General features: G+C 71.2%; 24 protein-coding genes and 1 pseudogene. 18 read left to right on the top strand and 7 right to left on the bottom strand.

Going from position 1 to position 25,530, the window contains the following annotated elements; all coding sequences use genetic code 11:
• Positions 1 to 33 precede the first annotated feature (33 nt).
• Positions 34 to 285 (bottom strand): hypothetical protein, encoded by a 252-nt coding sequence (locus ABZ624_RS19790; protein WP_360090146.1) that lies wholly within the window; start codon positions 283 to 285, stop codon positions 34 to 36.
• A gap of 278 nt (positions 286 to 563) precedes the next feature.
• Between ABZ624_RS19790 and ABZ624_RS19795 the strand changes: the two genes are divergently transcribed.
• The 3 genes from ABZ624_RS19795 (at position 564) to ABZ624_RS19805 (ending at position 2,454) form a co-directional block, all read left to right on the top strand.
• Entirely contained in the window at positions 564 to 818 is a 255-nt protein-coding gene (locus tag ABZ624_RS19795) for a hypothetical protein (protein WP_360090149.1), read from the top strand.
• Between the two features lie 127 nt (positions 819 to 945).
• Positions 946 to 1,866 carry a zinc metalloprotease HtpX gene (htpX, locus tag ABZ624_RS19800; RefSeq protein ID WP_360090152.1) on the top strand — a complete coding sequence of 307 codons (921 nt, stop codon included), beginning with the start codon at positions 946 to 948 and terminating at the stop codon, positions 1,864 to 1,866.
• 3 nt (positions 1,867 to 1,869) lie between these two features.
• A complete protein-coding gene (locus ABZ624_RS19805) occupies positions 1,870 to 2,454 on the top strand; it encodes a hypothetical protein (RefSeq protein ID WP_360090155.1) in 585 nt (194 codons plus the stop codon).
• 20 nt (positions 2,455 to 2,474) lie between these two features.
• Here ABZ624_RS19805 and ABZ624_RS19810 read toward each other — a convergent pair whose 3' ends face one another.
• Positions 2,475 to 2,756 (bottom strand): hypothetical protein, encoded by a 282-nt coding sequence (locus tag ABZ624_RS19810; RefSeq protein ID WP_360090158.1) that lies wholly within the window; start codon positions 2,754 to 2,756, stop codon positions 2,475 to 2,477.
• 136 nt (positions 2,757 to 2,892) lie between these two features.
• On the opposite strand from ABZ624_RS19810, the gene ABZ624_RS19815 reads away from it, so the two are divergent.
• Entirely contained in the window at positions 2,893 to 3,639 is a 747-nt protein-coding gene (locus tag ABZ624_RS19815; RefSeq protein ID WP_360090161.1) for an alpha/beta fold hydrolase, read from the top strand.
• 122 nt (positions 3,640 to 3,761) lie between these two features.
• Here the strand turns inward: ABZ624_RS19815 and ABZ624_RS19820 are convergent, their stop codons facing one another.
• Positions 3,762 to 4,076, bottom strand: a complete 315-nt coding sequence (locus tag ABZ624_RS19820; RefSeq protein WP_360090164.1) for a hypothetical protein — start codon at positions 4,074 to 4,076, stop codon at positions 3,762 to 3,764.
• A 339-nt stretch (positions 4,077 to 4,415) separates the two neighbouring features.
• On the opposite strand from ABZ624_RS19820, the gene ABZ624_RS19825 reads away from it, so the two are divergent.
• A complete protein-coding gene (locus ABZ624_RS19825; RefSeq protein ID WP_360090167.1) occupies positions 4,416 to 4,784 on the top strand; it encodes an ArsC/Spx/MgsR family protein in 369 nt (122 codons plus the stop codon).
• Positions 4,785 to 4,903: 119 nt separating this feature from the next.
• Complete coding sequence (locus ABZ624_RS19830) at positions 4,904 to 5,668, top strand: hypothetical protein (RefSeq protein WP_360090170.1); 765 nt, start codon at positions 4,904 to 4,906, stop codon at positions 5,666 to 5,668.
• Positions 5,669 to 5,671: 3 nt separating this feature from the next.
• Here ABZ624_RS19830 and ABZ624_RS19835 read toward each other — a convergent pair.
• Positions 5,672 to 6,327, bottom strand: a pseudogene (locus ABZ624_RS19835) (alpha/beta hydrolase); the annotation flags it as partial.
• 251 nt (positions 6,328 to 6,578) lie between these two features.
• On the opposite strand from ABZ624_RS19835, the gene glnII reads away from it, so the two are divergent.
• The 8 genes from glnII (at position 6,579) to ABZ624_RS19875 (ending at position 14,317) form a co-directional block, all read left to right on the top strand.
• Positions 6,579 to 7,619, top strand: coding sequence for a glutamine synthetase (gene glnII / locus ABZ624_RS19840; RefSeq protein WP_360090173.1), 1,041 nt, complete (start codon positions 6,579 to 6,581; stop codon positions 7,617 to 7,619).
• A gap of 257 nt (positions 7,620 to 7,876) precedes the next feature.
• Positions 7,877 to 8,239: a hypothetical protein gene (locus tag ABZ624_RS19845; RefSeq protein ID WP_360090176.1), complete on the top strand. Its 363-nt coding sequence runs from the start codon at positions 7,877 to 7,879 to the stop codon at positions 8,237 to 8,239.
• A gap of 528 nt (positions 8,240 to 8,767) precedes the next feature.
• Positions 8,768 to 8,890 carry a hypothetical protein gene (locus tag ABZ624_RS19850; protein WP_360090179.1) on the top strand — a complete coding sequence of 41 codons (123 nt, stop codon included), beginning with the start codon at positions 8,768 to 8,770 and terminating at the stop codon, positions 8,888 to 8,890.
• A 118-nt stretch (positions 8,891 to 9,008) separates the two neighbouring features.
• Positions 9,009 to 9,584, top strand: coding sequence for a winged helix-turn-helix domain-containing protein (locus tag ABZ624_RS19855; protein ID WP_360090182.1), 576 nt, complete (start codon positions 9,009 to 9,011; stop codon positions 9,582 to 9,584).
• Positions 9,585 to 9,649: 65 nt separating this feature from the next.
• The gene (locus ABZ624_RS19860; protein ID WP_360090186.1) at positions 9,650 to 10,702 is read left to right on the top strand and encodes an NAD-dependent epimerase/dehydratase family protein; all 1,053 of its coding nucleotides are present in this window, start codon (positions 9,650 to 9,652) and stop codon (positions 10,700 to 10,702) included.
• Between the two features lie 31 nt (positions 10,703 to 10,733).
• On the top strand, positions 10,734 to 11,996 hold the full coding sequence (locus ABZ624_RS19865; RefSeq protein WP_360090189.1) for a sensor histidine kinase: 1,263 nt from the start codon (positions 10,734 to 10,736) through the stop codon (positions 11,994 to 11,996).
• Positions 11,981 to 12,634 (top strand): response regulator transcription factor, encoded by a 654-nt coding sequence (locus ABZ624_RS19870; protein ID WP_360090192.1) that lies wholly within the window; start codon positions 11,981 to 11,983, stop codon positions 12,632 to 12,634. Before ABZ624_RS19865 ends, ABZ624_RS19870 begins: the two co-directional genes overlap by 16 nt.
• A gap of 135 nt (positions 12,635 to 12,769) precedes the next feature.
• Positions 12,770 to 14,317, top strand: coding sequence for a DUF1996 domain-containing protein (locus tag ABZ624_RS19875; protein ID WP_360090195.1), 1,548 nt, complete (start codon positions 12,770 to 12,772; stop codon positions 14,315 to 14,317).
• Between the two features lie 102 nt (positions 14,318 to 14,419).
• On the opposite strand, the gene ABZ624_RS19880 is transcribed toward ABZ624_RS19875, so the two are convergent.
• Positions 14,420 to 14,812 carry a hypothetical protein gene (locus tag ABZ624_RS19880; protein WP_360090198.1) on the bottom strand — a complete coding sequence of 131 codons (393 nt, stop codon included), beginning with the start codon at positions 14,810 to 14,812 and terminating at the stop codon, positions 14,420 to 14,422.
• Between the two features lie 163 nt (positions 14,813 to 14,975).
• On the opposite strand from ABZ624_RS19880, the gene ABZ624_RS19885 reads away from it, so the two are divergent.
• The 4 genes from ABZ624_RS19885 to ABZ624_RS19900 all read left to right on the top strand — a co-directional run bounded on the left by ABZ624_RS19885 (position 14,976) and on the right by ABZ624_RS19900 (position 19,643).
• Positions 14,976 to 16,895, top strand: coding sequence for a hypothetical protein (locus ABZ624_RS19885; protein ID WP_360090201.1), 1,920 nt, complete (start codon positions 14,976 to 14,978; stop codon positions 16,893 to 16,895).
• 93 nt (positions 16,896 to 16,988) lie between these two features.
• Positions 16,989 to 17,867, top strand: a complete 879-nt coding sequence (locus ABZ624_RS19890) for a metal-dependent hydrolase (protein ID WP_360090204.1) — start codon at positions 16,989 to 16,991, stop codon at positions 17,865 to 17,867.
• Positions 17,867 to 18,916 (top strand): PDR/VanB family oxidoreductase, encoded by a 1,050-nt coding sequence (locus tag ABZ624_RS19895; protein ID WP_360090207.1) that lies wholly within the window; start codon positions 17,867 to 17,869, stop codon positions 18,914 to 18,916. Before ABZ624_RS19890 ends, ABZ624_RS19895 begins: the two co-directional genes overlap by 1 nt.
• Before the next feature lie 37 nt (positions 18,917 to 18,953).
• Positions 18,954 to 19,643 (top strand): TetR/AcrR family transcriptional regulator, encoded by a 690-nt coding sequence (locus tag ABZ624_RS19900; protein WP_360090210.1) that lies wholly within the window; start codon positions 18,954 to 18,956, stop codon positions 19,641 to 19,643.
• A 6-nt stretch (positions 19,644 to 19,649) separates the two neighbouring features.
• Here the strand turns inward: ABZ624_RS19900 and ABZ624_RS19905 are convergent, their stop codons facing one another.
• Positions 19,650 to 20,012 carry an isomerase gene (locus ABZ624_RS19905; RefSeq protein ID WP_360090213.1) on the bottom strand — a complete coding sequence of 121 codons (363 nt, stop codon included), beginning with the start codon at positions 20,010 to 20,012 and terminating at the stop codon, positions 19,650 to 19,652.
• A 32-nt stretch (positions 20,013 to 20,044) separates the two neighbouring features.
• Positions 20,045 to 25,411, bottom strand: coding sequence for a pullulanase-type alpha-1,6-glucosidase (gene pulA, locus ABZ624_RS19910; RefSeq protein WP_360090216.1), 5,367 nt, complete (start codon positions 25,409 to 25,411; stop codon positions 20,045 to 20,047).
• Between the last annotated feature and the right edge of the window lie 119 nt (positions 25,412 to 25,530).

Below are 25,530 nucleotides of genomic sequence, written 5' to 3' on the forward strand. Positions count from 1 at the left end.
ACGGCCCTCGGCCGTTTCTCCGTGCCGCCGCCGTCAGCTCACCACGACCACGACCACGGGGACGCTGCCGAACCCGTTGTTGAAGCCGAAGAAGCCGTTGTTGAAGCCGCCGAAGCGGTTGTCGAAACCGCAGTCCCAGCCACCGCGGAAACAGCCACGGTTGGTGGAGACGTGGGTCGGGGTGGCTGCCGACGCGGTGCCTGCCGTGCCGATCGCGGCTCCGCCGGCCATCAGCACGCCGATGGCGGACACTGCGGCGAGTCGCCTCGCGCGATGTGCATTCATGGATCCACCTTCCTTCCACCCCTCGTGCGGCCTTCCGGCACGAGACGATGGGCCGCGACCTCGGAGTGAAGAGTCCGGCGCGGTCGTAGGGGACGCCGCACGAGCAGGAAAAGCAGGGGCGGACGTGGTGGGCACCCCGCGGTGCGGTGCGGCTCTCCCCTCAATGCTAGCCATCCGGCGACCACCCGGCATCCCGGGCAACCTTTGCCGCTTCCCATGCTTCCTACTCTCGGGGGATCATGCCCCTGGCTCTGTCCGACGAGAGAGGTTGAACGGGGATGACGGAAAACGACGACTGGGAGCGGGAGTTCGATCACCGCTGGGCGAATTCCGCCGAGCACAAGGAGCCCTCCGCCCGGGCGCGGATGCTCGCCGCGCGCTGGAAGGAGAACCCGCCGGACCCGGCGCCCTTCCGCGCCGACCCCGACCCGGTGCCGCACCGGACGTCGTGGGCGTCGACGGCCATGGTCGTCGGCTGCGTGATCGCGGTCATGGTGCTCATAGGACTCGCACAGTTCGGCTCGTCGTACTAGTCGCGGTGCCGGTCGCGGTGCCAGCCGCGCCTTTTGCTGCTCCTAGGGCCGTTCGGAACCACTTCATGGGAATCGGCAGGTGCACACTGGACAGCGGGACGAGTGCCTGACTGCGGGGTGATGGAAGATGCAGAGCCGCTTCCGAAGCGACCGACGGCTGACCGTGCGCATGGGGCTCACGCTGTTCCTGCTCGGGCTGTTGTACGTGGGCTTCGTCGCCGCGCTGATCGCGCTGCTGAAGTCCTGGGTGCTGGTCGTCGTGGTGGTCGGGGCGATGTTCGTGGCGCAGTTCTGGTTCTCCGACCGGATCGCCATGTTCGCGATGCACGGGCGGGTCGTGGAGCGCGAGGAGTATCCCGAGCTGCACGCCGTGGTCGACCGGCTGTGCGCGATCGCGGACATGCCCAAGCCGGTGGTCGCCGTGTCCGACATGGACATGCCGAACGCGTTCGCGACCGGCCGGAACCCCGACCACGCGGTGGTCTGCGTGACCACGGGGCTGCTACGACGGCTGGAGCCGGCCGAGCTGGAGGGCGTGCTCGCGCACGAGCTGTCGCACGTCGCGCACAAGGACGTCGCCGTGATCACGGTCGCGTCCTTCCTCGGTGTGCTGGCGGGGCTGATCGTGCGGTTCGCGTTCTACTCGCAGGTCTTCGGCGGGGGCCGCAGGGACCAGAACACCGCCGCCGTGTTCGCCGCGATCATGGGCGTCTCGGCGGCGGTGTACGCGATCAGCTTCCTGCTGATCCGGGCCCTGTCCCGGTACCGGGAGCTGGCGGCCGACCGGGCGGCCGCCCATCTCACCGGCCGCCCTTCAGCCCTTGCCTCGGCGCTCACCAAGGTCTCCGGGGACATCGCCCGGATCCCGACCAAGGACCTGCGCACCGCCCAGGCCTTCAACGCCTTCTACTTCACCCCGGCGACCGGCAAGGAGCCCGGCATCGAGCGGTTCTTCTCCACGCACCCCTCCCTGGAGCAGCGGCTCGAACAGCTGGGCCGGATCTCGGCGGAGCTGGGCGAGGCCGCCACACCGGGGAAGGCGGGCTGAGCGTTGGGGCTGCTGGACATCCTGCTGGGCCGTACGAAACCGGTCGTACCCGATCTCGACCAGCTCTTCGCGCTGCCCTCGGCGGCCGTGACCCTGCAGGTCGCGGCCGGTTTCACGCCGACCGGGACCGGCGCGGTGTGCTTCGCCACCGTGGAGGGCGCGGCCTTCGAGCAGACCCACCGGGAGGTGCAGGCGCTGCTGGACGCGGACACCGACCGCACCGGACCGCCGGTGGAGCTGCGCCGGGACGACTACGGCTACTCCTGGCTGGTCTCCCAGCGCTCGCCGGACCAGCTGCCGGAGCTGGTCAACGACCTGCACGCGGTGAACAGCGCGATGGAGGTCAACGGCTTCGGCCCACAGCTGCTGTGCTCACTGGCCGCCTTCACGGACGACGGCGGCCGCAGGCTTGCGCTGGTCTACCTCTACAAAAGGGGCACCTTCTACCCGTTCGCCCCGCTGCCCGGTGCCGCACAGCGACGGGACAGCGCGCTCGAACTCCAGGTGAACGCGGCACTCACGAACGATCTGCGGAGCGAGCAGGACCTCGGCCGCTGGTTCCCGGTGTGGGGCGCCCCCGGCCTGTGACCGGGGGCGCCCTACGCCCTTCACCTGCTCTTCTCGCGCTCCTGCCGACGGGTCTCGAAGGGGCGCTCACGACGGTAGCGGCGCTCCCACTTCGCCTGCCGGTCCCGGCGCTCGCGGTAGGCCCGGTAGCTGTCGGGCAGCGGCGGGGTGCCGGCTCCTGCGGGCGGTGGTGGGGTGCCGGGCGACCCGCGTCCGTGCGTCGCGTACAGATACAGCAGCGCGACGGCGGCGAGCCACCACAGGTGGTTTCCGATTCCGAGGATCACCAGGACGACGGTCCCGGACGCGACGATGCCACGCATGACGGACCTCCGTGGGGTGAGTGTGGCGGGGGTGGAGTGTGTCGGCTTCGTGCCGTTTGTTCAGCGTAGGGAGGCCGTGGCGGCGGTCGCATCCCCTTTTCCGCCCGGGGAGGGCCCGCCGTGAGTGAATGGCTTCATGAGCGAACTGCGGGTGTTCACTGAGGACTTCGACGGCGAACGGCTGAGCGGGGTGACAGCCGGCCCACCGGGCCGGGCCACGGCGGTGCTGCTGCACGGCGCGGGCAACGGCAGCAAGCAGCGCCTCCTGCCCCTGGTCACGGAGTTCACCGAGCACGGCTGCCACGCCGTGGCGTTCGACTTCTCGGGCCACGGCGAGAGCACGGGATCCCTCGCGGAGCTCAGCCTGCGCCGGAGGTTCGAGCAGGCGGTGGCGGTGCTCGACGCGCACGCTCCGGCGGACGATCCGCTGGTCCTGGTCGGCTTCAGCATGAGCGGGCAGACGGTCGCCGACCTCGTACGGCACTACGGCCCACGGGTGGCGGCCGTCGGACTGTGCTCGCCCGCCGTCTACGCGTCCGAGGCCTGGGATGTGCCGTTCGACAACCGCCGGGGCCGGTTCGGCGAGCTCATCCGTACGCCGGACAGCTGGCGGAGTTCACGGGCGCTGGAGGCGCTCCGGGCGTATGAGGGCCGGGCGGTGCTGGCGGTGCCGGGCACCGACGCGGTGATCCCGCCGGCCGTGACCGAGGCCGTGCAGGACGCGCTGACGGCACGGGCCCGGTACACCCGCTTCGAACTCCCCGAGGCCGAGCATCGGTTGGGCCTCTGGTTCCATGACCATGCCGAGGACCGGCGGGAGTTCGTGACGGCGCTGGTGAGCGGACTCGACGGGCAGCGGGGCGGGGCGGCGAAGCGGACGTAGGCGGCACACGGCTCGCAGATGCGCGGGCCGCTGGAGCGCGCTACGGCGGAGCGGCCCCGCACGCCCTCCGTCGCCGGGCGCCCCCGGGGAAGCGCGGAGGCACCCGGCGCCGGTGCCGGGCGTCAGCGGTGGTAGCGCATGAAGGCGCGCACCATGTGGCACGTCGTGTCGGACGGCGGGCGCATGCCGATCTCCTCCGCCGTGCTGCGGATCCTGTCGTCGCGGGCCTGGGCCGGCTGGTAGATCCCGGAGTCGAGCAGGGCTATGGCCAGGCGCATGGCCTTCAGACGGCGGTTGTGGGTGACGTACCACTCGCGCGGCCGTCCGGCCGGCAGCGGCCGCTTGGTCACGGGCTCGTAGGGCGAGTCGAACAGCACGGGTCGCTGGACGGTGGACTGGGTGGGCAACGGCTTCGGCTTCAGGGCGGCAGCGGGCACAGGCATCCTCCTGTCGCGGGCAGGGCATCGGCCGGACAGTCCGGCGATGCCCTCGAACACTGCTTCCAGTCTACTGCCGGGCACTGACAACGGGGCGACTGCGAGACCTGGCAAATCCCCAGCTCAGCATGGAAATTGTCGCCGTGTCACACCAGTTCCGGCAGGGACGGGTGAGTCGGCGTAAATTCGAACATCCTGAAGGGTTGCTGCGCCAGCGGCTCCGCGAGCCGACCGAGGGATGTGGGCGGCGCCGCGGTGGTGGCGGGCACGGTCCGGCCCCGGCTCCCCCGAGTGCCCGGCGTCGCCGTGCCGTAGGGGGCTTCGCGTACCGTGTGCGGCATGGAAATCTGGATCAACCCGGCCTGCTCCAAGTGCCGCAGCGCCATCAGCCTGCTCGACGCCGAGGGAGCCGAGTACACCGTCCGCCGCTATCTGGAGGACGTGCCGAGCGAGGACGAGATCAGGGCCGTACTCGACCGGCTGAACCTGGAGCCCTGGGACATCACCCGTACCCAGGAGGCCGAGGCCAAGGAGCTGGGGCTCAAGGAGTGGGCGCGGGACGCGAGTGCACGGGAGCGGTGGATCACCGCACTCGCCGAGCACCCCAGGCTCATCCAGCGCCCGATCATCACCGCCGACGACGGAACGGCCCTGGTGGCCCGCTCCGAGGAGACGGTACGGGAGGCCCTGGAGCACAACAAGAGCTGAGCGCCGCTCAACTCCCCTGTGACGCAGGCCACTTCACCGACTTCTGCGACCACTGAGTAACCTCGTTCGGTATCTCGTACATAGCGGCGTACGCTCCCCTACCTCTTCAGGAGGCGCGCATGTCGCGCAGGAGAACTCTCGGCACGAAGAAGAAGATCGCGCTGCTCGTCAGTGCCGCGGCGGTGGCGGGCGGCGGGGCCTTCGCGCTGGCCACCACGTCCAACGCCGCGCCGCCCGCGCACAACGCCAAAACGCTGTCCGCCGGGGACTCGGACGTCTGCCAGGGGCTGGCCACGGCCCACGGCAACAACGACCGGTTCATCGCGGACCAGAAGGCTCATCCGGACGCGCAGTCGGCAGCCCGGATCGCCAACCGTGAGGCGGTCATCAAGCAGATCGAGGTCCAGCAGAAGGCCGCCGGATGCACCGTTGGGGAGTCGGCTCAGGGCTCCCAGGCGGGGCAGGGGGCCAACGGCACCGGCCAGCAGCAGGGCGCCGGCCAGCAGGCGGGCGCCGGACAACAGCAGGGCGCCGGACAACAGCAGGGCGCCGGTCAGCAGGCGGGCCAGCAGAGTGCACAGCCCTCGCAGTCCGCCGCCGGCGACGGCACCGCCGGTGGTGCCGCGGCGGGCTCGGGCCAGCAGGTCTGCAAGGGCTCCACGGTCACGCTCTCCGGCGAGGGCGGCGCCCCGGCCGCGTCCAGCGACCAGTTCCCGGCGGGGACGACCCTGAAGGTCACCAACCTGGACAACAACAAGTCCACGACGGTGAAGGTCACCTCGGTCTCCGGCAGCTGCGCCCTGCTCAACAACGCGGCCTTCGAACAGGTACGGGAGCCCGGGAAGTTCCTCATCCGCCACGCGCTGATCGAGAAGGTGGGGTGAGGCTCAGGGGCCGGACAGAGACGCGGTGAGACGGCGGGCCAGGCCATCGGGTGCCGACTGGGGCAGCGCGTGGTGACACGTCCGGCAGGACGGCGGCCTCCACCCGCGGCAACAGGGCGCGGGCCCGGTCCGCCACCTCACCAGTGTCATGGGTCCTGCTGTTCGCGGCCACGAACAGCAGGACCGGCACGTCCAGGGCCCGCACGCAGCGCGTCGGGCGCCGGACGCGGGCCGCTGACCGGCTTCGCGGACGGGAGACCCGCCGCGGCCTCCTGGAGGGCGACCCAGTCCGGGCCGAGAGGCACTCCCCCGGTCTCCCACTCCGGGAACGCGCGGACCCGGCGGGGCGTGGGCCGCAGCAGCATCGGCAGGGCGTGGAGCAGGTACGCCGCCTTGTACCCGGCGAAGCACTGGGTCGGGTCCAGGAGGAACAGGCGGCGCACCCGCGCGGGCCCGCGCAGGGCGTAGTGCAGGGCGATCCAGCCACCGTACGAGTGGCCGCCCGGGTCGGCCGAGCAGGCGCCCAGGCCGTCCAGAAGGGTGTCCAGCCAGAGCGTCAGGTCGGTGACCGTGCGGGGGTGGCGGTCGCCGGCCCGACCACTCGGCCCCGGAGCGCCGACCGCGTAGACCCGGCGGACCCGGCCCAGCTCCGCGACCTCGCCGCTGTCAGGGAATTCCTCGACGGGGTGCGGGAAGCGACGGCGGTGGGCACGCATACCTCACCCGTCGGCACCTCACAAGGTGAGCCGCGACACAAAACCTCCAGGTAACACGGGGTTCACATACGGGCAATGGCCGGGAAATCGCCTGTTGACAGGCTGCCCGGCAGATCGAGCGGCGCCCCAGTGCCGCAGCGCCGCAGCACCCGCGACGACGAGTGCGCCCGACTTACCCCTAAGGATGTGGCCCCGTGACCTTCAAGGCTGAGTACATCTGGATCGACGGCACCGCGCCGACGGCCAAGCTCCGTTCCAAGACGAAGATCATCACGGGTGCCCCGGCCGGTCTCGGCTCGCTGCCGATCTGGGGCTTCGACGGCTCCTCCACCAACCAGGCCGAGGGCCACTCCTCGGACCGCGTGCTGAAGCCGGTCTTCACCTGCCCGGACCCGATCCGCGGCGGCGACGACATCCTCGTCCTGTGCGAGGTGCTCGACATCGACATGACGCCGCACGCGTCCAACACGCGGGCCGCGCTGGCCGAGGTCGCCGAGCGGTTCGCCGCGCAGGAGCCGATCTTCGGCATCGAGCAGGAGTACACCTTCTTCGACGGCTCCCGCCCGCTGGGCTTCCCCGAGGGCGGCTTCCCGGCCCCGCAGGGCGGCTACTACTGCGGTGTCGGCGCCGACGAGATCTTCGGCCGTGAGGTCGTCGAGGCCCACCTCGACAACTGCCTGAAGGCGGGTCTGGGCCTGTCCGGCATCAACGCCGAGGTCATGCCCGGCCAGTGGGAGTTCCAGGTCGGCCCGCTGTCCCCGCTGGAGGTCTCCGACCAGCTGTGGGTGGCCCGCTGGCTGCTGTACCGCACCGCCGAGGACTTCGGCGTCTCCGCGACCCTGGACCCCAAGCCGGTCAAGGGCGACTGGAACGGCGCGGGCGCGCACACCAACTTCTCCACCAAGGCCATGCGCGAAGGCCCTGAGGGCTACGCCGCGATCATCACCGCGTGCGAGTCGCTCGGTGAGGGCTCCAAGCCGCTGGACCACGTCAAGAACTACGGCGCCGGCATCGACGAGCGCCTGACGGGTCTGCACGAGACCGCCCCGTGGGACGAGTACTCCTACGGCGTCTCCGACCGCGGTGCCTCGGTCCGCATCCCGTGGCAGGTCGAGAAGGACGGCAAGGGCTACATCGAGGACCGCCGCCCGAACGCCAACGTCGACCCGTATGTGGTGACCCGCCTGCTGGTGGACACCTGCTGCGCCGCGCTGGAGAAGGCCGGCCAGGTCTGATCCGTCCGCTTCCGACAGGGGCGCCCGCCGTCACGGCGGGCGCCCTGCTGCGTATCGTGCGCCCCATGGAGACCGACGGGGGGAAGCTCCGCGCTGTGCCACCAAAGGTGGCATATACGACGCCTCGGCCGCCGCCGTCCCCATCCCGCCCGGCTCGCCCTCCACGGCCCCGGCCACCGGCCGGAGCTGCTCCGGCTGATCGCCGGCATCGCGGACGGAGACGGGAAGCCCGCCGAACGCGCCGCCCTCGGCGGGCCGTGGCCGAGGGTCTGCCCGCCCTGCCGCCCTTCGCGCACGACACCGACGCGGAGATCCGCGACGCCATGGTGCTGCTGGTCACGGCACTCGGCCACCCGTACGCACTGCCGCTGCTCCCCCTGCTGCGGGCCCGGCTCGCCGAGGAGCCCGACCCCGAGGTGCGCGGCCGGGTGGTGACCACGCTCGCGCTGCTGGAGGCCGGCGACGGCGGCCGGCGGTACGGTCTGCCGGCCGACCCCGAGCCCCGGGTACGGCTCGCCGGCGCCGAGGACCTGCTGCGCACCGCCGGACCGCCGCCGCCCGGCGAGCCGGTGGACGTCTGCGCGCGGGCGTACGCGGCCGACCCGCACGAGCACCCCTGACACCCGTTCACCGACCGGCTTCTGGAGGAGGACCCGGACGCGGCCCTGTGCGCCCTCGCCCAGGGCGTGCCGCTCGCCCACGAGATCGCCGAGCGCCGGCGGGACCGCGAGGCGGAGGTACTGCCCTGGGCGCCGGAGGAACTCGGCGGCGCGGCCTGGGAGTCCACCTGCCCTGCCCGCGCTCAGCGCGATCGGCCTGCTGCCCCGGTTCGCCGTGGACCCGCTGGACAAGGTCGCCGAGTCGGCTTGCCGCGCCGCCCACGACCTGTTCGTAGCGGGTGCCCTCCACCCGGACTACCTCCTGCGGTCCGCAGTGCGCGAGCTGCCGGCTACGGCGAGCGTGCTCGACCGAGGCGGCCATGTCCGCATGCCGAGACGGAATTTCGGACGCGTGAACGACCCACAAGCCCCTGATCAGGGCCTTTTATGCGACCCGGCGACCCACGCAGCGTCAACTTCGCGCCAAGGAAGCGTCCAAGCAGTGAGAGAAGGGTCCTGCTCGGCGCCGGTGTCTGCTTCAATGGGCGCATGGCCAGCTTCCAGAAGATCACCGCGACGGGTCGCCATGACCTCAAGCCCTTCTGGCCTTCCCGTCAGCACCACGACTTCGACCGGGTGTGTTGCCGCGCGATGAACGCGCAGGCCCTCTAAAGCCGTAACCCCCGGCCTTCGGCCAGCGCGGAACGACGTACGTCCCCGGCGCGCCCGACCACGAATCGCGGCCGTCGCTTCAACCGACGAACCTCTCGCGCGAAAGAGCTGACCTCTCATGGCGACCACTCGTTCCCTCTCCTCCGCCTCCGCCCTCACCGCCCCCGCCCGGCACCGGCTGCGCGCCGTCGACCGGGACGAGGTGGTCGACGTCGCGGACTTCCTGCCACCGGGCGCCACCTGGCTGCCCGCGCCGCAGCACACCCTGCCCGCCCTCCCCGGCCGGCCACCGATGGTCGGCTACCTGGTGCTGGTCCCGGCCGACCAGCGGCCGCCGTTCCTGCCGGTCGCGGTGCCGGAGCAGCCCCATGAGACGGAGCCGGCCGGGGACACGGACACCGAGCCGGCGGTGCGGATCGACCCCGTGCAGCGCACCGCCAGCGTCGACGGCCGTGAACTCGACCTGACCTACCTGGAGTTCGAGCTGCTGGCCCACCTGCTGGCTCATCCGCACCGGGTGCACACCCGCGACCAGCTGGTCACCACGGTGTGGGGCTACGGCCACGTCGGGGACGGCCGCACCGTCGACGTGCACATCGCCCGGCTGCGCCGCAAGCTGGGCGCCGAGCACCGCCAGTCGATCCAGACGGTGCGCCGGGTCGGCTACAAGTACACGCCGCCGGCCACCCGCTGACCCCGGCTCTGCCCTCGGCAGAGCCCTGTACCGGCGCGGGCCCGGAGCGGGGCATGATCGCCGGCATGAGACTTCTGGTGCTGGGCGGTACGGAGTTCGTCGGGCGGGCCGTCGCCCAGGCGGCGCTGGGGCGCGGCTGGGAGGTGACCGTCTTCCACCGGGGACGCCACCAACCCCCGCCCGGCGCACGGTCGTTGCACGGTGACCGCACTGCCCCGGACGGCCTGGCCGCCCTCGCCACGGACGCGGGCACCTGGGACGCCGTGGTCGACACCTGGTCGGCCGAGCCCTGTGCGGTGCTCGCGGCGGCACGGCTGCTGCGGGGCCGTGCCGCGCGGTACGTGTACGTCTCCAGCCGGTCCGTGTACGCCTGGCCCTGGTCTTCGCTGGGCGGGGACGCCGAGCTCGGGCCGCTGGTCGAGGGTGCCTTCGCCGGCGCGGAGCAGACCGCGTACCCCCAGGACAAGCGGGGCGGCGAGCTGGCCGTCCTGGAGACGTTCGGCGGGGAGGACTCGCTGCTGGCGCGGGCCGGGCTGATCCTCGGGCCGTACGAGAACGTCGGCCGGCTGCCGTGGTGGCTGACCCGGATCGCCCGGGGCGGCCCGGTGCTGGCCCCGGGGCCGCGTGAGCTGCCGGTGCAGTTCATCGACGCCCGGGACCTGGCCGGCTGGCTGCTCGGCGCGGTGGAACAGGCGCTGAGCGGGCCGTACGACCTGATCGGCCCGCCGGGACACAGCACCATGGGCGAGCTGCTCGACCTCTGTGTCCAGGTCACCGGCGCGGACGCCGAACTGCGCTGGACCGACCCGGAAGTGGTTCTGGCCGCCGGGATCGAGCCGTGGACCGAGCTGCCGGTATGGGTGCCGCCGGACAGTGAGCTGTACGCCTGCGTCCACCGCACCGACGTGTCCCGTGCGCTGGCCACCGGACTGGTGTGCCGGCCGGCCGCGGAGACCGTCGCGGACACCTGGCGGTGGCTGACGGAGATCGGCGGCAAGGCGCCGATGCGGCCGGACCGGACGGCCAAGGGCCTCGACCCGGAGGTGGAGGCGAGGGTGCTGGCCGGGTCGGGGGGTGCACCTGGCACCACCCCTGAAGACGGGGTCTCGGGCGAGTGATCTCCGCGCGGCCGTGGTTGAGACTGGCGGTATGACGACGGACACGAAGAGAGACGACTTCCGCAGCCGCGCCCGGGACGTGGTACTTGCCGCCGTGCGGGGGTTCGTCCTGGCCGTGGCGATGCTGCCCGTGGCGGTGCTGTGCTGCACGCTGACGGCCGTCTCCCTCGCGCTCGTCCCGGTCGGCATCGGCCTCGTCACGACCCCCTGGGTCCTCGGCGCGCTGCGGGAGTACACGGACACCCGCCGCAGGCTCGCGTACGAGTGGTGCGGGATACGGATACCGGCGGCGCACCGGCCGCCGCCCGAGCGCGCCACCCCCTGGGCGCTCACCTTCGCGCTGCTGCGGGACCCCCAGGTCCGGCGGGACATGCTGTGGCTGCCGGTGGACATGACCGCGGGTTTCCTCACCGCGCTGCTCCCGGCCCTGCTGGTGTTCTACCCGCTCGAGGGGTTCGCGGTGGCGGCCGGGATGTGGCGCGTGGAGGACGGGCCGTACTGGTATCTCTTCGTGCCGGTCGACGGCCCGCTGACCGAGCTGGCCGCCGCCGTGCTGGCCGCCGCGCTGCTGGTCGTCGCCTTCCGGTACACCCCCCGGCTGCTGACCGTGCACTTCCGGCTCACCCGCTCCGTGCTCGGCGGCGACGCCGAACTCGCCGAGCGCATCCGGGTGCTGACCGAGACCCGGCAGGACGCCGTGGACACCTCCGCCGCCGAGCTGCGGCGCATCGAGCGGGACCTGCACGACGGGGCGCAGGCCCGGCTCGTCGCCATGGGCATGGATCTCGGCACCATCGAGATGCTGGTGGAACACGATCCGGCACAGGCGAAGCAACTGCTCGCCCAGGCCCGCCGGAACTCCGCCGAGGCCCTGGAGGAGCTGCGCGACCTGGTGCGCGGCATCCATCCGCCGGTCCTCGCCGAACGCGGACTGGGCGACGCCGTACGGGCGCTGGCGCTGCGGCTGCCGCTGCCCACGGAGGTGAGCGTGGAACTGCCGGGCCGGGCGGACGCCCCCGTGGAGTCGGCGGTCTACTTCGCGGTCAGCGAGGTGCTCACCAACGCCGTCAAGCACTCCGGCGCCGCACGGGTGTGGGTGGACCTGTGCCACACCGACGGCCGGCTGCGGCTCACGGTCACCGACAACGGCCGGGGCGGCGCGGTGATCGGCGCCGGGTCGGGTCTCGCCGGGATCGAGCGCCGGCTCGGTACATTCGACGGCGTCCTGGCCGTCAGCAGCCCCGCCGGCGGTCCCACCCTGGTGTCCATGGAGATCCCGTGCGCGTTGTCCTAGCCGAAGACCTCTTCCTGCTGCGCGACGGGCTGGTCCGGATGTTTCAGGCCTTCGGCTTCGAGATCGCCGCCGCCGTCGAGTCCGGCCCCGAACTGGCGGAGGCGCTGGCCGAGTCGGAGCCGGACGTCGCCGTGGTCGACGTACGTCTGCCGCCCACGCACACCGACGAGGGCCTGCAGTGCGCGCTCGCGGCTCGCCGGGCCCGGCCGGGGCTGCCGGTGCTGGTGCTCTCCCAGCACGTGGAGCAGCTGTACGCGCGTGAGCTGCTCGCCGACGGAACCGGCGGGGTCGGCTATCTGCTGAAGGACCGGGTGTTCGACGCCGAGCAGTTCATCGACGCGGTACGCCGGGTGGCGGCGGGCGGTACGGCGATGGACCCGCAGGTGATCCAGCAGCTGCTGTCCCGGCGGGCGGGCGGTGACCAGCCGCTCGGCCGCCTCACCCCGCGTGAGCGGGAGGTGCTGGAGCTGATGGCGCAGGGCCGGTCGAACGCGGGCATCGCGGCACAGCTCGTGGTGACGGAACGGGCCATCGCCAAGCACACCTCCAACATCTTCGGCAAACTGGGACTTGAGGTGTCGGACGACGACAACCGGCGCGTACTGGCGGTGCTCGCCTATCTGGACCGGGACCGCTGACCTGGCAACTCCCCTGGTGCGCGAGGAATTTGTGAGACCGGTGAACACCTCTGGGACGGCATCCGTATGGAAGGACGCCGCTTCACTCCTGTCGGGCGCCTCGATGCTGCCCCGCAAGGAAGTCAGAGGAGTTCCATGGGACGCAACACACGAAAACGCCGTACGCCGCTGGCCACCAAGGCCATAGCCGCATCGGCGGCCCTAGCGCTCGGTGGGGGCGGGCTGATCTGGGCGAACTTCTACGCCTCGGCGCACGAGCCGAGCAACCAGACGTGGGGAGGCAACCAGACGAAGGCCGCGACGGCGCAGGTCGCGACAGTCTCCTGCCCGGACGTCCAGCAGAAGCTGACGAACGTGCCCTGGCGGGCCCGTCAGGGCGTGGCGACGGAGCTGGCGAATCTCGACCGGCAGATCACCGAGGCCTACAACCGGCTCGCCTCCACCCGGGACGCGCAGGCCAAGGATCCGAGCTTCGTGCAGAACGCGATCGTCGGTCCCCTCAAGGAGAAGCGGGCGGCGACGATCGACCGGATCCGGATCGACATCCAGCGCGTCGGCGGATCCTTCGACAACTCGCTCAAGCAGCTCGCCACCTGTACGACGCAGACCGCCGACCAGACCACCGCTGGGGGGAACACCGGTGGCCAGCAGCAGAACAACGGCGGCCAGCAGCAGCAGAACGGCGGTCAGCAGAACGGCGGTCAGCAGCAGGGCGGCAACGGCCAGCAGGGCGGTGCCGGGCAGAACGTCGGCGGGCAGGCCGGCAACGGCCCGGTCGCGGGCGACTTCGTCGACATCACCAAGGTGGCGCCGAACGTCCAGGGCAAGCCGCGCCAGCAGGGCAACGCCTCGACCGGTACGTTCACCACGCGCTGCGGTGTCAACGCCAACAAGAACCACAACACCGACAACGTGATCGTGGCGCCCGGCGTGACCAACGGCGCGCACCACCTGCACGACTACGTCGGCAACCAGAAGGTCAACGCCTTCTCCAGCAACCAGACGTTCCTGCAGGGCGGTACCAGCTGCCAGAACAGGAACGACCTGTCGGCGTACTACTGGCCAGTGGTCCGGGTCCAGGACGGCACCCAGGACTTCGACCAGAACGCCGACGGCGGCGGCAAGGAAGGAAACGTCGGCAAGATCCTGACCCCGGTACAGGCCCAGATCAAGTACGTGGGCAGCCCGGCGAGCAAGGTCGTCGCTATGCCGCAGTTCCTGCGCATCATCACCGGTGACGCCAAGACCACCACCAACGGTCTGGCGAACGCCAACGCGCACTGGAGCTGCACCGGCTTCGAGAACAGGGTCCAGCTGACGCAGCAGTACCCGATCTGTCCGCAGGGCAGCAAGGTGGTGCGTACGTTCGCCTTCCAGAGCTGCTGGGACGGGCAGAACATCGACAGCGCCAACCACCGTACGCACGTGGCCTTCCCGGACCCGGCGAGCGGGGTCTGCCCGAACGGCTTCAAGGCGATCCCGCAGCTGACGATGCGTCTGGTGTACAACATCAACCCGCCGACCATCCAGAACGGCCAGGTGAAGAACGCCTACGCGGTGGACGGCTTCCCGGAGCAGCTCCACAAACCGGCCACCGACCACGACGACTTCATCAGCGTCACGACCGGCGGCCTGGCGAACCGGATCGCCGACTGCATCAACCGCGGCCAGAACTGCGCGTGACCATGCGCTGATCATCTGACCCGGGCCATGAACGAGGCCGGTGACGGACCCCCCTCCCGTCACCGGCCTTTCCCCGTGTCCGCGCCCGGAAGGACGGGGCCGTCAGCCGTGGTGCGCGTGGTGGTCGGTGCCGATCTCCTCGTCTCCGCCGAGCGTGCCGCGCAGCGCCTTGACGACCCCGTCGTCTCCGACGGCCACCCACTTGCGGCCGACGAGGTAGTAACCGCCGTAGTCCTTCGCGTCGTTGATCCACTCGCGCTGGCCGCGGTCGGTGGCGAAGGTGGCGAGGATGAACCTGCCGTCGCCGTTCCTGCAGATGGCCTGGCGAATCTCGTCCGCGTCGGTCTGCATGTCCGGCTTGCACTTCACCTCGGCGGCCAGGCTCTCCAGGCTGCCGGTCGCGGTGGGCGGGGCCGCCTTGGCGTCCCCGCCCGAGCCGCAGCCCGCCAACGCGAGTACGGCCGCCGCACAGAGCACCGCACGTGTCACCCTCATCTGTTCCTCCGGTCCCGGTCGGCCAAGCATGCCTCAGCTCCTTCGGATACGGCTGCGGGCCGCCGGGCGCTCAATCGGGATGACGGACGGACCCGGTCATCCCCGGAAGGGTGATTCACCCTTCCGGGGGTGACCAACCTCCGGCTCGTTCGTTCTCCCGGACGTGCAGTCACAGGATGTAGCCCAGCGTCACGCACCCGCCTCCGCCGAAGACACCGGCCCGGTCGGCCTCGAACAGGCCGAGGCCGCGCTCGTCGAGCACTATCCACGGCTGGTCCGGATCGCCTACCTGGTGCTGCCACCGGGCCTCGGCCGCAGCCGCCGGGTGCTGACCGCACACGCCCTCGCCCAGCGCTCCCTGCCCCGGGGCCGCGGACAGCGGTGCGCGGTCCCGGCCCAGACCTCGGGCCGCGACGGCGACCTGGGGTACGCCTTCCTGCGGGAGCGCGTCCTGCGGGCGGCCCTGGAGGCGGCCAGCCCCCGCAAGGGCCTGCCCCGGCTCTCCCAGCTGCCGCCGCTGCTGCCCCAGGTGTGGGGCCTGAAGCTGTTCCCGCGCTCGGGCGGCGCCGACGAACTGTCCCTGGACCAGCGGCTGTCCGCCCTGTCCGGCCCGGCCCGCGCCGCCTATGTGCTGCGCGGCCTGGAGGAGCTGTGTGACGCCGACATCCGTACGGTCCTCACGGCCGCCGGGGTCGACGACGTGGGCGGCGCGCTGGCCGACGCGAACGGCCTGCCGACCCAGCCCGCGCTGCTGTCCTCCCCCGAGTTCGACCCCTGTGTGCTCCAGGCCCGGCCCACCGATCTGATGCGCCGCCGCCAGCACACCAAGGCCGCGCTCGCGGCCGCGGCGGCGCTCGCGGTGTGCGGGGCGCTGGTCGCCCTGCCCGGCGGCGGCTGGGGCCCGGACGGCGCTGCCGCACCCGCCTACGCCGGGAATCCGGCCGCCGAGGCCGCCCTCGACCCCGGCAGGCTGATCCAGGTCTCCCCCATCACCTGGGAGTCCGCCGCCCGTACCGACTTCTCGGTGTGGCCCGCGCGCGGCCCGCTCACCGGCGATACGGCCCTGCTGCGCCGTGCCCTCGCCGTATGGGCCCGCCCCGGCGAGACCGTCCATGTCTCGGTGACTCCCGGCACCGACACCGGCGGCCCGGCCGGCCCGCCCCAGCTGCTGTACGCCGGCCAGGTCGACAATGCCCGTGTGGTGATGCTGTACGACGGTCTGCGCATCGCCCGTTACGCCGAGCCGGTCGACGGCACCCAGGGCGCGGCCCTCGACCTCGCCCGTGCCGACGGTGCGACCGGCGCCGATGCGAGCGCGCTGGTGCTGGGCCGCTCGGACGGCAACGTCCAGTATCTGACCGCGCCCTGGGTGAAGAAGGCGGCCTCGCGGGACCTGATGAAGCCGGAGGCGGCCGCGACCCCGCTGACGATCAGCAACGGTGTCACCGCCCCGCTGGCCAGCCCGGCGCTGCGTCCCGGCAACTGCACCTCCTGGCCGGTGCTCCAGCTGACCGACGCCACCGGCTCCCGGCTCAGCACCGACCTGGGCGAGTTGGTACCGGCGCACCTCACCGCCGGCCGGCCCGGCGCGGCCGGCGAGGCGTCCGGGGCGGCCGGGCTGCGGGCCTGGGCGCCGTACGCCTGCTCGCTGTCGCTGGAGCGCTCCGCCGGGGTGCGCAGCGTCAACGCCTGGACGTTCGCCGGTCAGCGGCTGCCCGACGGCAGCGGGGCGGCCGACTGGGTGTGCACCCGGGCGGAGACCTGGCGCGGCGACGGTACGGGCGCGTTCGCCCAGTTCCATCCGCCGGGCGGGCGGGTCGGTGCGGTGGTCGCCAAGGGGACGGACGCCCGGTCCTGCGGGCCGCGTGATCCCCATGTGCTGGCCGGGGTGCTGTGGAAGTCGACGGCCGGGCACTGGTATCTGCTGGCGGCGGGCGACAAGGACACGGCGACGATCCAGGCCGGGGGCGGGGTCACCGCCGCCGGGCAGGGCCGGTTCCTGGTGGCCCGGGCCAAGCAGGGGGCACGGGCCGACCTGCAGGGCACGCTGGTGGACGGGACGGAGATCAGTGGGCTGAAGTAGGACTCTTTGAAGTAGGACTCTTTACTGACGCCAGCGTAAACAAGGTCTTCCAGAGGGGTTCTCAGCGCCCCTACCCGCCAGTACATTGACGCCATGTCTAACACGCAGGCCCGGGTGCCGCTCAAGGCACGCAAGGTGTCCTTCTCCTGGGACGGCACACCGTTGCACTGGGTGCCGGGAGATCCGCTCACCACGCACACCATCAACGTGCTCCACCTGCTGTTGCCCGCCGGTGAGCGGTGGTTCGTGCACGTGTACAAGCAGGTGCTGCCGTACATCCGGGACGACCGGCTCCGCGAGGACGTCATCGGGTTCATCGGCCAGGAGGCGATGCACTCCCAGGCCCATGACGAGGTGCTGCCCCATCTGCGGGAGCAGGGGCTCGATCCGACGCCGTACACCGCGCAGGTCGACTGGTTCTTCGAGAAACTGCTCGGCGACCGGACGCTGCCGCCGGGCAGGCCGCGCCGCTGGTGGCTGATGGAGCGGGTCGCGCTCATCGCGGCCATCGAGCACTACACCGCGTTCCTCGGCAACTGGGTGCTCAACGCCGGCGAACTGGACCGGCGCGGCGCCGATCCGACCATGCTGGACCTGCTGCGCTGGCACGGCGCGGAGGAGGTGGAGCACCGCTCCGTCGCCTTCGAGCTGTTCATGCACGTCGACGGCAGCTACAGCCGACGCGTACGCACCTGGGCCACCACCTTCACGGCGCTGGTGTTCCTGTGGCAGCGCGGGGCGCGGTTCTTCATGGAGAACGACCCGACCCTCGTCGACGGCAAGGCCTCCTTCAAGGAGTTCTACGTCCGGGGCAGGCGGGGCCTGCTCCCCTCGGCCGGGGACATGTTCCGGTCCGTCCCCCGCTATCTCAGCCGCGGCTACCATCCCTCGCAGGAGGGCGACACCGAACAGGCCGTGGCCTACCTGGCCGCCTCGCCGGCGGCCACGGCGGCGCAGAAGAGGGCCGCCTGATGCCGAAGCTGCGCAACGTCGCGCTCGTCGCGGGCGCCGCCCTGCTGACCCGGCGGGCCCTGCGCCGCCGGGTCCGGACCTCTCCGCTGTGGCCGATGCCCGCGCTGGACCCGCCGGTCTCCGGCCGGCCGCGCTCACGGGCGCTGCGACTGCTGCTCACCGCGCACGAGACGATCGCCGACGGTGTCGTCCGACTGCGCCTGGAGGGAAGCCACTTGCCGCCCTGGGAGCCGGGCGCGCATCTCGACCTGGTGCTGCCCTCGGGGCTCGTCCGGCAGTACTCCCTGTGCGGGGACCCCGAGGACACCTCCTCCTATACGGTCGCGACCCGGCTGGTGGCGGACGGGCGGGGCGGCTCGCGCGAGGTGCACGAGCAGCTCGCCGAGGGCATGGAGCTGGAGGTGCGCGGCCCGAGGAATCGTTTCCCTCTGGTCGCGGCGCCCGCGTACGTCTTCGTCGCCGGCGGTATCGGCATCACCCCGATCCTGCCCATGCTGCGGGCCCTGCCGGACGGCACCGAGTGGCGGCTGCTGTACGGCGGGCGGACGCGGGCCTCGATGCCGTTCCTGGAGGAGGTGCGCAAACTCGCGGAGGGCCGGCTGACCGTCGTGGCCGAGGACGAGGACGGACGCCCGGACCTGGACGCCGTGCTGGCGGATCTTCCGGAGCGGACGGCCGTGTACTGCTGCGGTCCGGAAGGGCTGATGGCGACCGTGGCGGAACGGCTGCCCGCGGGGGCCGCGCTGCACCTGGAGCGGTTCACCCCGCGCACCGACACCACCGGCAACACCCCCTTCGAGGTCGAACTCCGGCGCAGTGGCCGGACGGTCACCGTGCCGGCCGACTCGACCGTGCTGGCCGCCGTGCGCCGGGAACTGCCGGACACCGCCTACTCCTGTGAGCAGGGGTTCTGCGGGACCTGCCAACAGCGTGTGCTGGAGGGAGAGATCGACCACCGGGACGAGCTGCTGACGGATGACGAACGAGCCGACTCGATGCTGATCTGTGTGTCCCGGTCCAGGAGCGATCGTCTGGTGCTCGACATGTGATCACCTCCGGTCGGGGTCCGATCGGTAAGGTGTCCGCATGACTATCGGGGTACGCCGCAGGATGGGTGTCGAGGAGCGGCGGCAGCAGCTGATCCGTGTCGCCCTCGACCTGTTCAGCCGACGCTCGCCCGACGAGGTCTCCATCGACGAGATAGCGTCGGCCGCGGGCATCTCACGCCCGCTGGTGTACCACTACTTCCCCGGCAAACTCAGCCTGTACGAGGCCGCGTTGAAGCGTGCGGCGGAGGATCTCGCGGGCCGTTTCGCCGAGCCGCACGAAGGACCGCTCGGCGCCCGGCTGCTGCGCGTGATGCGCCGCTTCTTCGACTTCGTGGACGAGCACGGCCCCGGTTTCTCGGCGCTGATGCGCGGCGGCCCGGCGGTCGGCTCTTCGGCCACCAACGCGCTCATCGACTCCGTACGGCAGGCCGCCCATGACCAGATCGTGTCGCACCTGGGCGTCACGGAGGCGTCCCCGCGTCTGGAGCTGGTCGTCCGCTCCTGGATCTCCCTAGCCGAGTCCACGGCCCTGATCTGGCTGGACGGCCGGCGCATCCCGCGCGCCGAGCTGGAGGTCCAGCTGGTGCACGACTTCGCCGCGCTGGCGGCCGTCAGCGCCGCCTACGACGAGGACATGGCCGACCTGCTGCGCACCATGGTCAAGAACGAGCCGGCCGACGGCCCCTTCGCGGAGCTGGTCGGCCGGCTGATCACCCTGGGTTCCTGACGGCGGTCACCGGTCGAACTTCCGGTACGACGGATCCAGGTCGCGGACCTCGGCGGAGGCGTGCAGGGCGAAGGCCCCCTCCCCGACGTGCTCCCGGAGCAGCTCGAGTGCCGTCTCCGTCAGCTTCGCCTTGGTCGCGTCGCTGCGGCCGGCGAGGAGCCCGACGGTCACGTGCACGACGGCGTGCCCGTGCTCCGCCGGGTCCTGGTACCCGTACGCCGTGAGCGCGCTGGGCCGGAACTGCGTCTTGCATGCCTCCGGCTTCGCCGCTGCGATCTCCACGGTCGCCTCGTGCAGCGCCCGGGCGAAGCCCTCGCGGTCGAAGGCGTTCTCCACGATGTCCGAGTAGTCGATGGTGATCTGCGGCATGCGCACTCCTGTTCTACGGCTGTGCCCTCACCCTAGTTCGCCGCCCTTGTGAACACCGCCACGGTCCGCGCCGGGACGGTGAACGTGCCCGAGCCGGCCGCGTAGGCGGAGGTCTTCACCACCGGGTCGGCGCCCTTCGCCTGCACCGGGTGCAGCCGGTAGGACGTGCCGGCCAGGCTGCCGACCTTCTGCTCCTGCTGCTGCGGGGTGGCGTTGAAGACGACGACCAGGTCACCGAGCTTCATGGTGAGGACCCCGGGTGTCTCGTCCTTGCCGGACAGCGGGAAGGACAGCTCGTCCTGCACCTGAGCGGTCGTACCGAGCGAGAACGCCTTCTCCGTCGTACGGATCTTCAGCAGGTCCCGGTAGGCGGCGGAGGCCCCGGTGATCTGGTCGCAGCCCACCTTGACCGTGCTCAGCAGCGGCCGGGCGTAGTCCCACTTGGACTGGTTGTCGGCCGCCATGGGCAGTCCGCGCCCGAAGCCGTTGCCGTCGGCGCAGTTCCAGTGGATCGCGTTGAACCAGTCCCCGCTGTCGAAGGAGTTGCGGTCCAGCGACTTCGAGCGCAGCAGGTCGGTGCCCGCCTGGGACAGGGACGGTCCCTGTGAGAGACCGGCCGTGGCCATCGCCAGGACCTGCATCCGGGCCCGGTCGGACGCGGAGGTGTCCTGCGGCAGCTTGTAGGCCAGCGCGTCGAACAGCGACTCGTTGTCGTGCGCGTCCACATAGGCGAGGGCGTCGCCGGGTGCGTCGGCGTATCCGGCGGGCGAGCCGCCGTAGTCGACCTCCGCTCCCGTGACCTCCTTGCCGTCCGTGTCCGTGAAGTGGTACTTGGCGAGGTTCCCGGTCAGGCCGACCTTGATGAGGTCCTGGTAGTGCAGGAGGCGCGCCTTCTGCTCCTCCTTCGATCCGTTGGCGGTGGAGGAGTTGGGGTCGGTGTACAGCCCGGACGCGAAGCCCTGGACGCCGGGGTCGGAGTCGAAGGGGCTGCCGCCGCGCACGGCGTCACGGGCGCGGTCGGAGAAGGTGGCGATGCCGGTGCCGGCCATGTTCTTCTGCGTGGCCTGCACGAACCGGGCGTCGTTGGCGACCTCCCCGAAGTTCCAGCCTTCGCCGTACAGGATGATCTTCTTGCCGTCGACGCCGTCCTTCTGCGGCGTCAGCGCGTCCAGGGCCTTCCTGACCGCCAGGATGTTGGCCTTCGGGTGGTGGCCCATGAGGTCGAACCGGAACCCGTCGACCTTGTACTCCTTCGCCCAGGTGACGATCGAGTCCACGACCAGCTTGCCCATCATCGCGTTCTCCGGCGCGGTGTTGGAACAGCAGGTGCTGTCGGCCACCGAGCCGTCGGCGAGGAGGCGCTGGTAGTAGCCCGGCACGATTCTGTCGAGCACGCTGGTGTCCGCCTGGCCGCTGGCCGCCGTGTGGTTGTAGACGACGTCCATGACGACCCGCAGGCCGTCCTCGTTCAGCCCCTGGACCATCTTGCGGAACTGGACCGTACGGGCCGTACCGTCCGGGTCGGTGGCGTACGAGCCCTCGGGGACCGTGTAGTGGTACGGGTCGTAGCCCCAGTTGTAGGCGTCCTTAGCCGCCGTCTTCGCCACGCACTCCTGCTGCTGGCCGGAGTCGGCCGGGTAGGAGGCGAGGTCGCAGCCGGGGCTCGCCTGGTCGGCCTTCTTCTCGGGGACGGTGGCGAAGTCGAAGGCGGGCAGCAGGTGGACGTACGACGTCCCGGACTTCGCCAGCGCGCGCAGGTGCTTGGAGCCGTCGCTGTCCTTGTCGGTGAAGGCCAGGTAGGTGCCCGGGTGCTTCGAGGTGTGGTCCTCGACGGAGAAGTCCCGGATGTGCAGCTCCTGGATCTGCGCGTCCTTCAGCGGGACGGCCTTGGGCTTGCGCAGGGCGGACCAGCCGCTCGGGGCGAGGGACCTGTCGTCCAGGTCGACGACGAGGCTGCGCCCGGAGTCGGCGGTGAGAGCGAGCGAGTAGGGGTCGGTGACCCTGTTGGTGACCGTCTTGCGGACGCTGGGCGCCCAGACCTTCACGACGTACCGGTAGGGCCTGCCCTTCCAGGACGCGGGGCCGGTGACGGACCAGACGCCGGTGGTGTCGTTCCGGTGCATGGCCTTGACCGAGCCGTCCAGCTCCAGCGAGACGTTCTGTGCGGTCGGCGCCCACACGGAGAGCGTCGGTTTCCCGTCGTGGAAGACCGGCCCGAGTGCGGCCTTGGCGGCGGCGGGGTAGAGGTCGTCCAGCACGCCCGCGATCTGCACGCCGGTCGCGGCCAGCACGGCGCCGTTGGCGGCCCGCTGCGAGGCGACCAGCTGACCCTTCAGTGCCGCGCGCACCCGGTCCTGGTCGCGTGGGTCGACGGACCAGGCGGTGTAGTCCTTCAGGTGCGGGAACCTCGCCTTCTGGGCGTCGGTCAGCGTGGTCTTCTCCAGCCGGATCCAGCGCTCGTCGTCGCTGGTCAGCGCCCCGTCCCTGACGGTGATCGAGCCGTCGTGGCTGTACAGCAGCTGGGTGGAGGCGGCACCGTCCACGCCGTTCCAGGCGAGGGTGTCCCGGTCGATCCAGATCGCCTTGGAGGTGCTCAGGTCGAGGGCGGCGGCGCTGCCCGCCGGCTGCGGCAGCAGGTACTTCTCCTGGCCGTTCACCAGCCACACCTCATAGCCGTTGGCCTTGAGGTCCAGGGACTGGTCGGTCGGGAGATCCTTGTCGTCGCCCTTGTGGATGATGTAGCTGAGGCTGGTGGCACCCTCGGTGAGCGGCACCTCGAAGACCGCGCCATAGGCATCAGTCTTCACCGGCTTCAGCGGGGCCGGCCAGTCGGTGGGGTGCGCGGCACCCGTCCAGACGTGCAGACCCCAGCCGTCGTAGTCGCCGTCGGCGCGATGGTAGTGGATGACGGCCTTGGTCCTGTCCTGCGCCGGATAGTCGGGCTTCTGGGTCAGTACGTCCGTCTTCCCCTGCTCGACCCACACCTCACCCGTCTTGGTGACGTCGACGCTCCGGTCGGCGGAGACGTCCTTGTTCCCGTCCTTGTCGACGACCAGGAAGCCCACGTTCGAGGCGCCCGGCTTGAGCTTGACGTAGGCGAAGGCGCCGTAGGCGTCCCGGCCGGTGAACGGGTGGCCGGCGGGCCAGTTCGTGGCCTCGCCGTCGGCGATGTCACCCCAGGCGTACAGGCCCCAGTCGGCGTAGTCGCCGTCGGTGCGCTTGTAGTGGACGACCACATAGTCCCGGGAGGAGGCGGTGGGGGTCTCGGGCGCGGGCGGGGTGCCGGAGGTGCTGCTCGCCGTGGCGCTCGCGGTGTGCCCGGCGGAGTCGACCACGACGGCCTTGTAGCGCAGCGCGGTCCCGGCGGGGATGTCCTTGCCGAGGGTCTGGGTGACCTTGTACGGGGCGTGGTCGGCGGAGCCGAGCACCTGCCACTTGGCGTCGCCGGCCTGGGCGGCGAAGACGACCCGGTTCAGCTGACCGCCGTCGACGTCGGCGCTGACGTCCACCGTGCCGGTGGCCCCGGCGGCCGGGGCCTTCAGGGTGATGGACGGCTGTGCGGCCCGCTCGGCGAGAGTGCCGGCGGCCTTGTAGACGACGGCCGACTCGGCCGGCACGGTCACGGTGACCTTGCGGTCGCCGTCGGACTTCATCGAGTCGGAGACGCCGTAGACGCCCTGGTACGACATGCCGGCGGACCCGGTCGCGAAGCTCGCGGTCTGTGCGGTGCCGGCGTTGTTGAGGGCGACGACGTACTCCTGGCCGGTCTTCTCGTCCGTCCGCGTGAAGGCGTAGATCCCGGCGCCGTCGGCCGCGTAGCGCTCGGTCTGGACGCCGTCGGCCAGGGCCGGATCGGCCGTGCGCAGCTTGGCGAGCGCGGCGATCTGCCGGTACAGGGGCGCCGAGGTGTCGTAGGAGTCGTCGGCGTGGGTGCGGTCGGTGCCGATCTCGTCGTCTTCGAGGTAGTCGGGGACCTTGGAGGCGAACATGGTCTGGCGGGCGTCCTTGTCGCCGCCGGAGCCGGTGAAGCCCTGCTCATCGCCGTAGTACACGACCGGGTTGCCGCGGCTGAGGAACATCAGCTCGTTGGCCAGCTCGTCCTTCTTGAGGATCTCGGCGTCGGTGGCCTTCGGGTTGTCCTGCTTCAGGAAGTACCCGATGCGGCCCATGTCGTGGTTGCCGAGGAAGGTGACCTGCTCGTACGCGTTGGCCTGGTCGGTCGTGTACTTGTAGTCGTCACCGAAGACGCCCGCGAGCTTGTGCGCGCTGCCGCCCTGGGAGGCGTAGGCGCGGGCGGCGTCCTGGAAGGGGAAGTCGAGGGTGGCGTCGAGGCGGCCCTGGGTGACGTAGGGGGACGTGATGTCCGTGTCGGCGGAGTAGACCTCGCCGAACATGAAGAAGTTCCTGTGCCCGTGGGCCGCCGCGTATGTGTCCAGCGCGGTGGCCCACTGGGTCCAGAACGGCAGGTCGACGTGCTTGACGGTGTCGATCCGGAAGCCGTCGACGGCGAAGTCCTTCACCCACCGCTCGTAGATCCTCTCCATGCCGTGCACGACCTCGGGACGCTCGGTCCACAGGTCGTCCAGGCCCGAGAAGTCACCGTAGGTCGTGGACTCGCCGGCGTACGTCGAGTCGCCCCGGTTGTGGTACATCGTCGGGTCGTTGAGCCAGGCCGGGACCTTGGTCCGGCTCGTGACCCTCGGGGTGTACGGGAAGGAGGCGCGGGAGACGGCCGGGAACTTCCGGGTGCCGTCCGCGTAGTCGGCGTCGTCGAAGGGCCGGCCGTCCCTGGTCAGGTAGGGGAAGGCGCCCTTGGAGAGGTAGTCGGAGGACTTCTCCTCGTAGTCCACGACGTCGGCGGTGTGGTTGGCGATGACGTCGAAGAAGACCTTCATGCCCTTGGCGTGCGCCTTGGAGATGAGGGTCTTGAGGTCCTTGTCGGTGCCGAAGTGCGGGTCTACCTGCGTGAAGTCGGTGATCCAGTAACCGTGGTAGCCGGCGGAGGCATTGCTGCCCGTGCCCTGCACCGGACGGTTCTTGAAGATGGGGGCCATCCAGATGGCGGTGGTGCCGAGGCCCTTGATGTAGTCCAGCCGCCTGGTCAGACCCTTGAGGTCGCCGCCCTGGTAGAAGCCCTTGTCGGTGGGGTCGTACCCGGTGGTGAGGCGCGAGCCGGTGAGTCCGCCCTCGTCGTTGGACCTGTCCCCGTTGGCGAAACGGTCCGGCATGACGAAGTAGAACTGCTCGTGAGTGTCGCCGTGCCGCGCGGGCTGGGCGGCGAGGGCCGCGTCCGAGGGGGGCGCGGGCGGGGTGGCCGCGCGGGCGGCCAGTGGCTGGATCAGTGCGGCGGCGAGGGCTACGGCGGCGACCGCCGCGGCCCGTCTCGCTCTCGGTATCACAGGCGGTAACTCCTAGCGAATGCGGCTCTCTTGGGTCCGACCCGGCGCGACCGTATCGCTGCCGAAAGCTTTACAGCAAGAGTCTTGAAACTCATAGCAAGAAGTTTCAACGTCAACCT

Origin of the sequence: Streptomyces sp. NPDC007205, from assembly GCF_040634095.1 — a bacterium.
GTDB lineage: Bacteria > Actinomycetota > Actinomycetes > Streptomycetales > Streptomycetaceae > Streptomyces.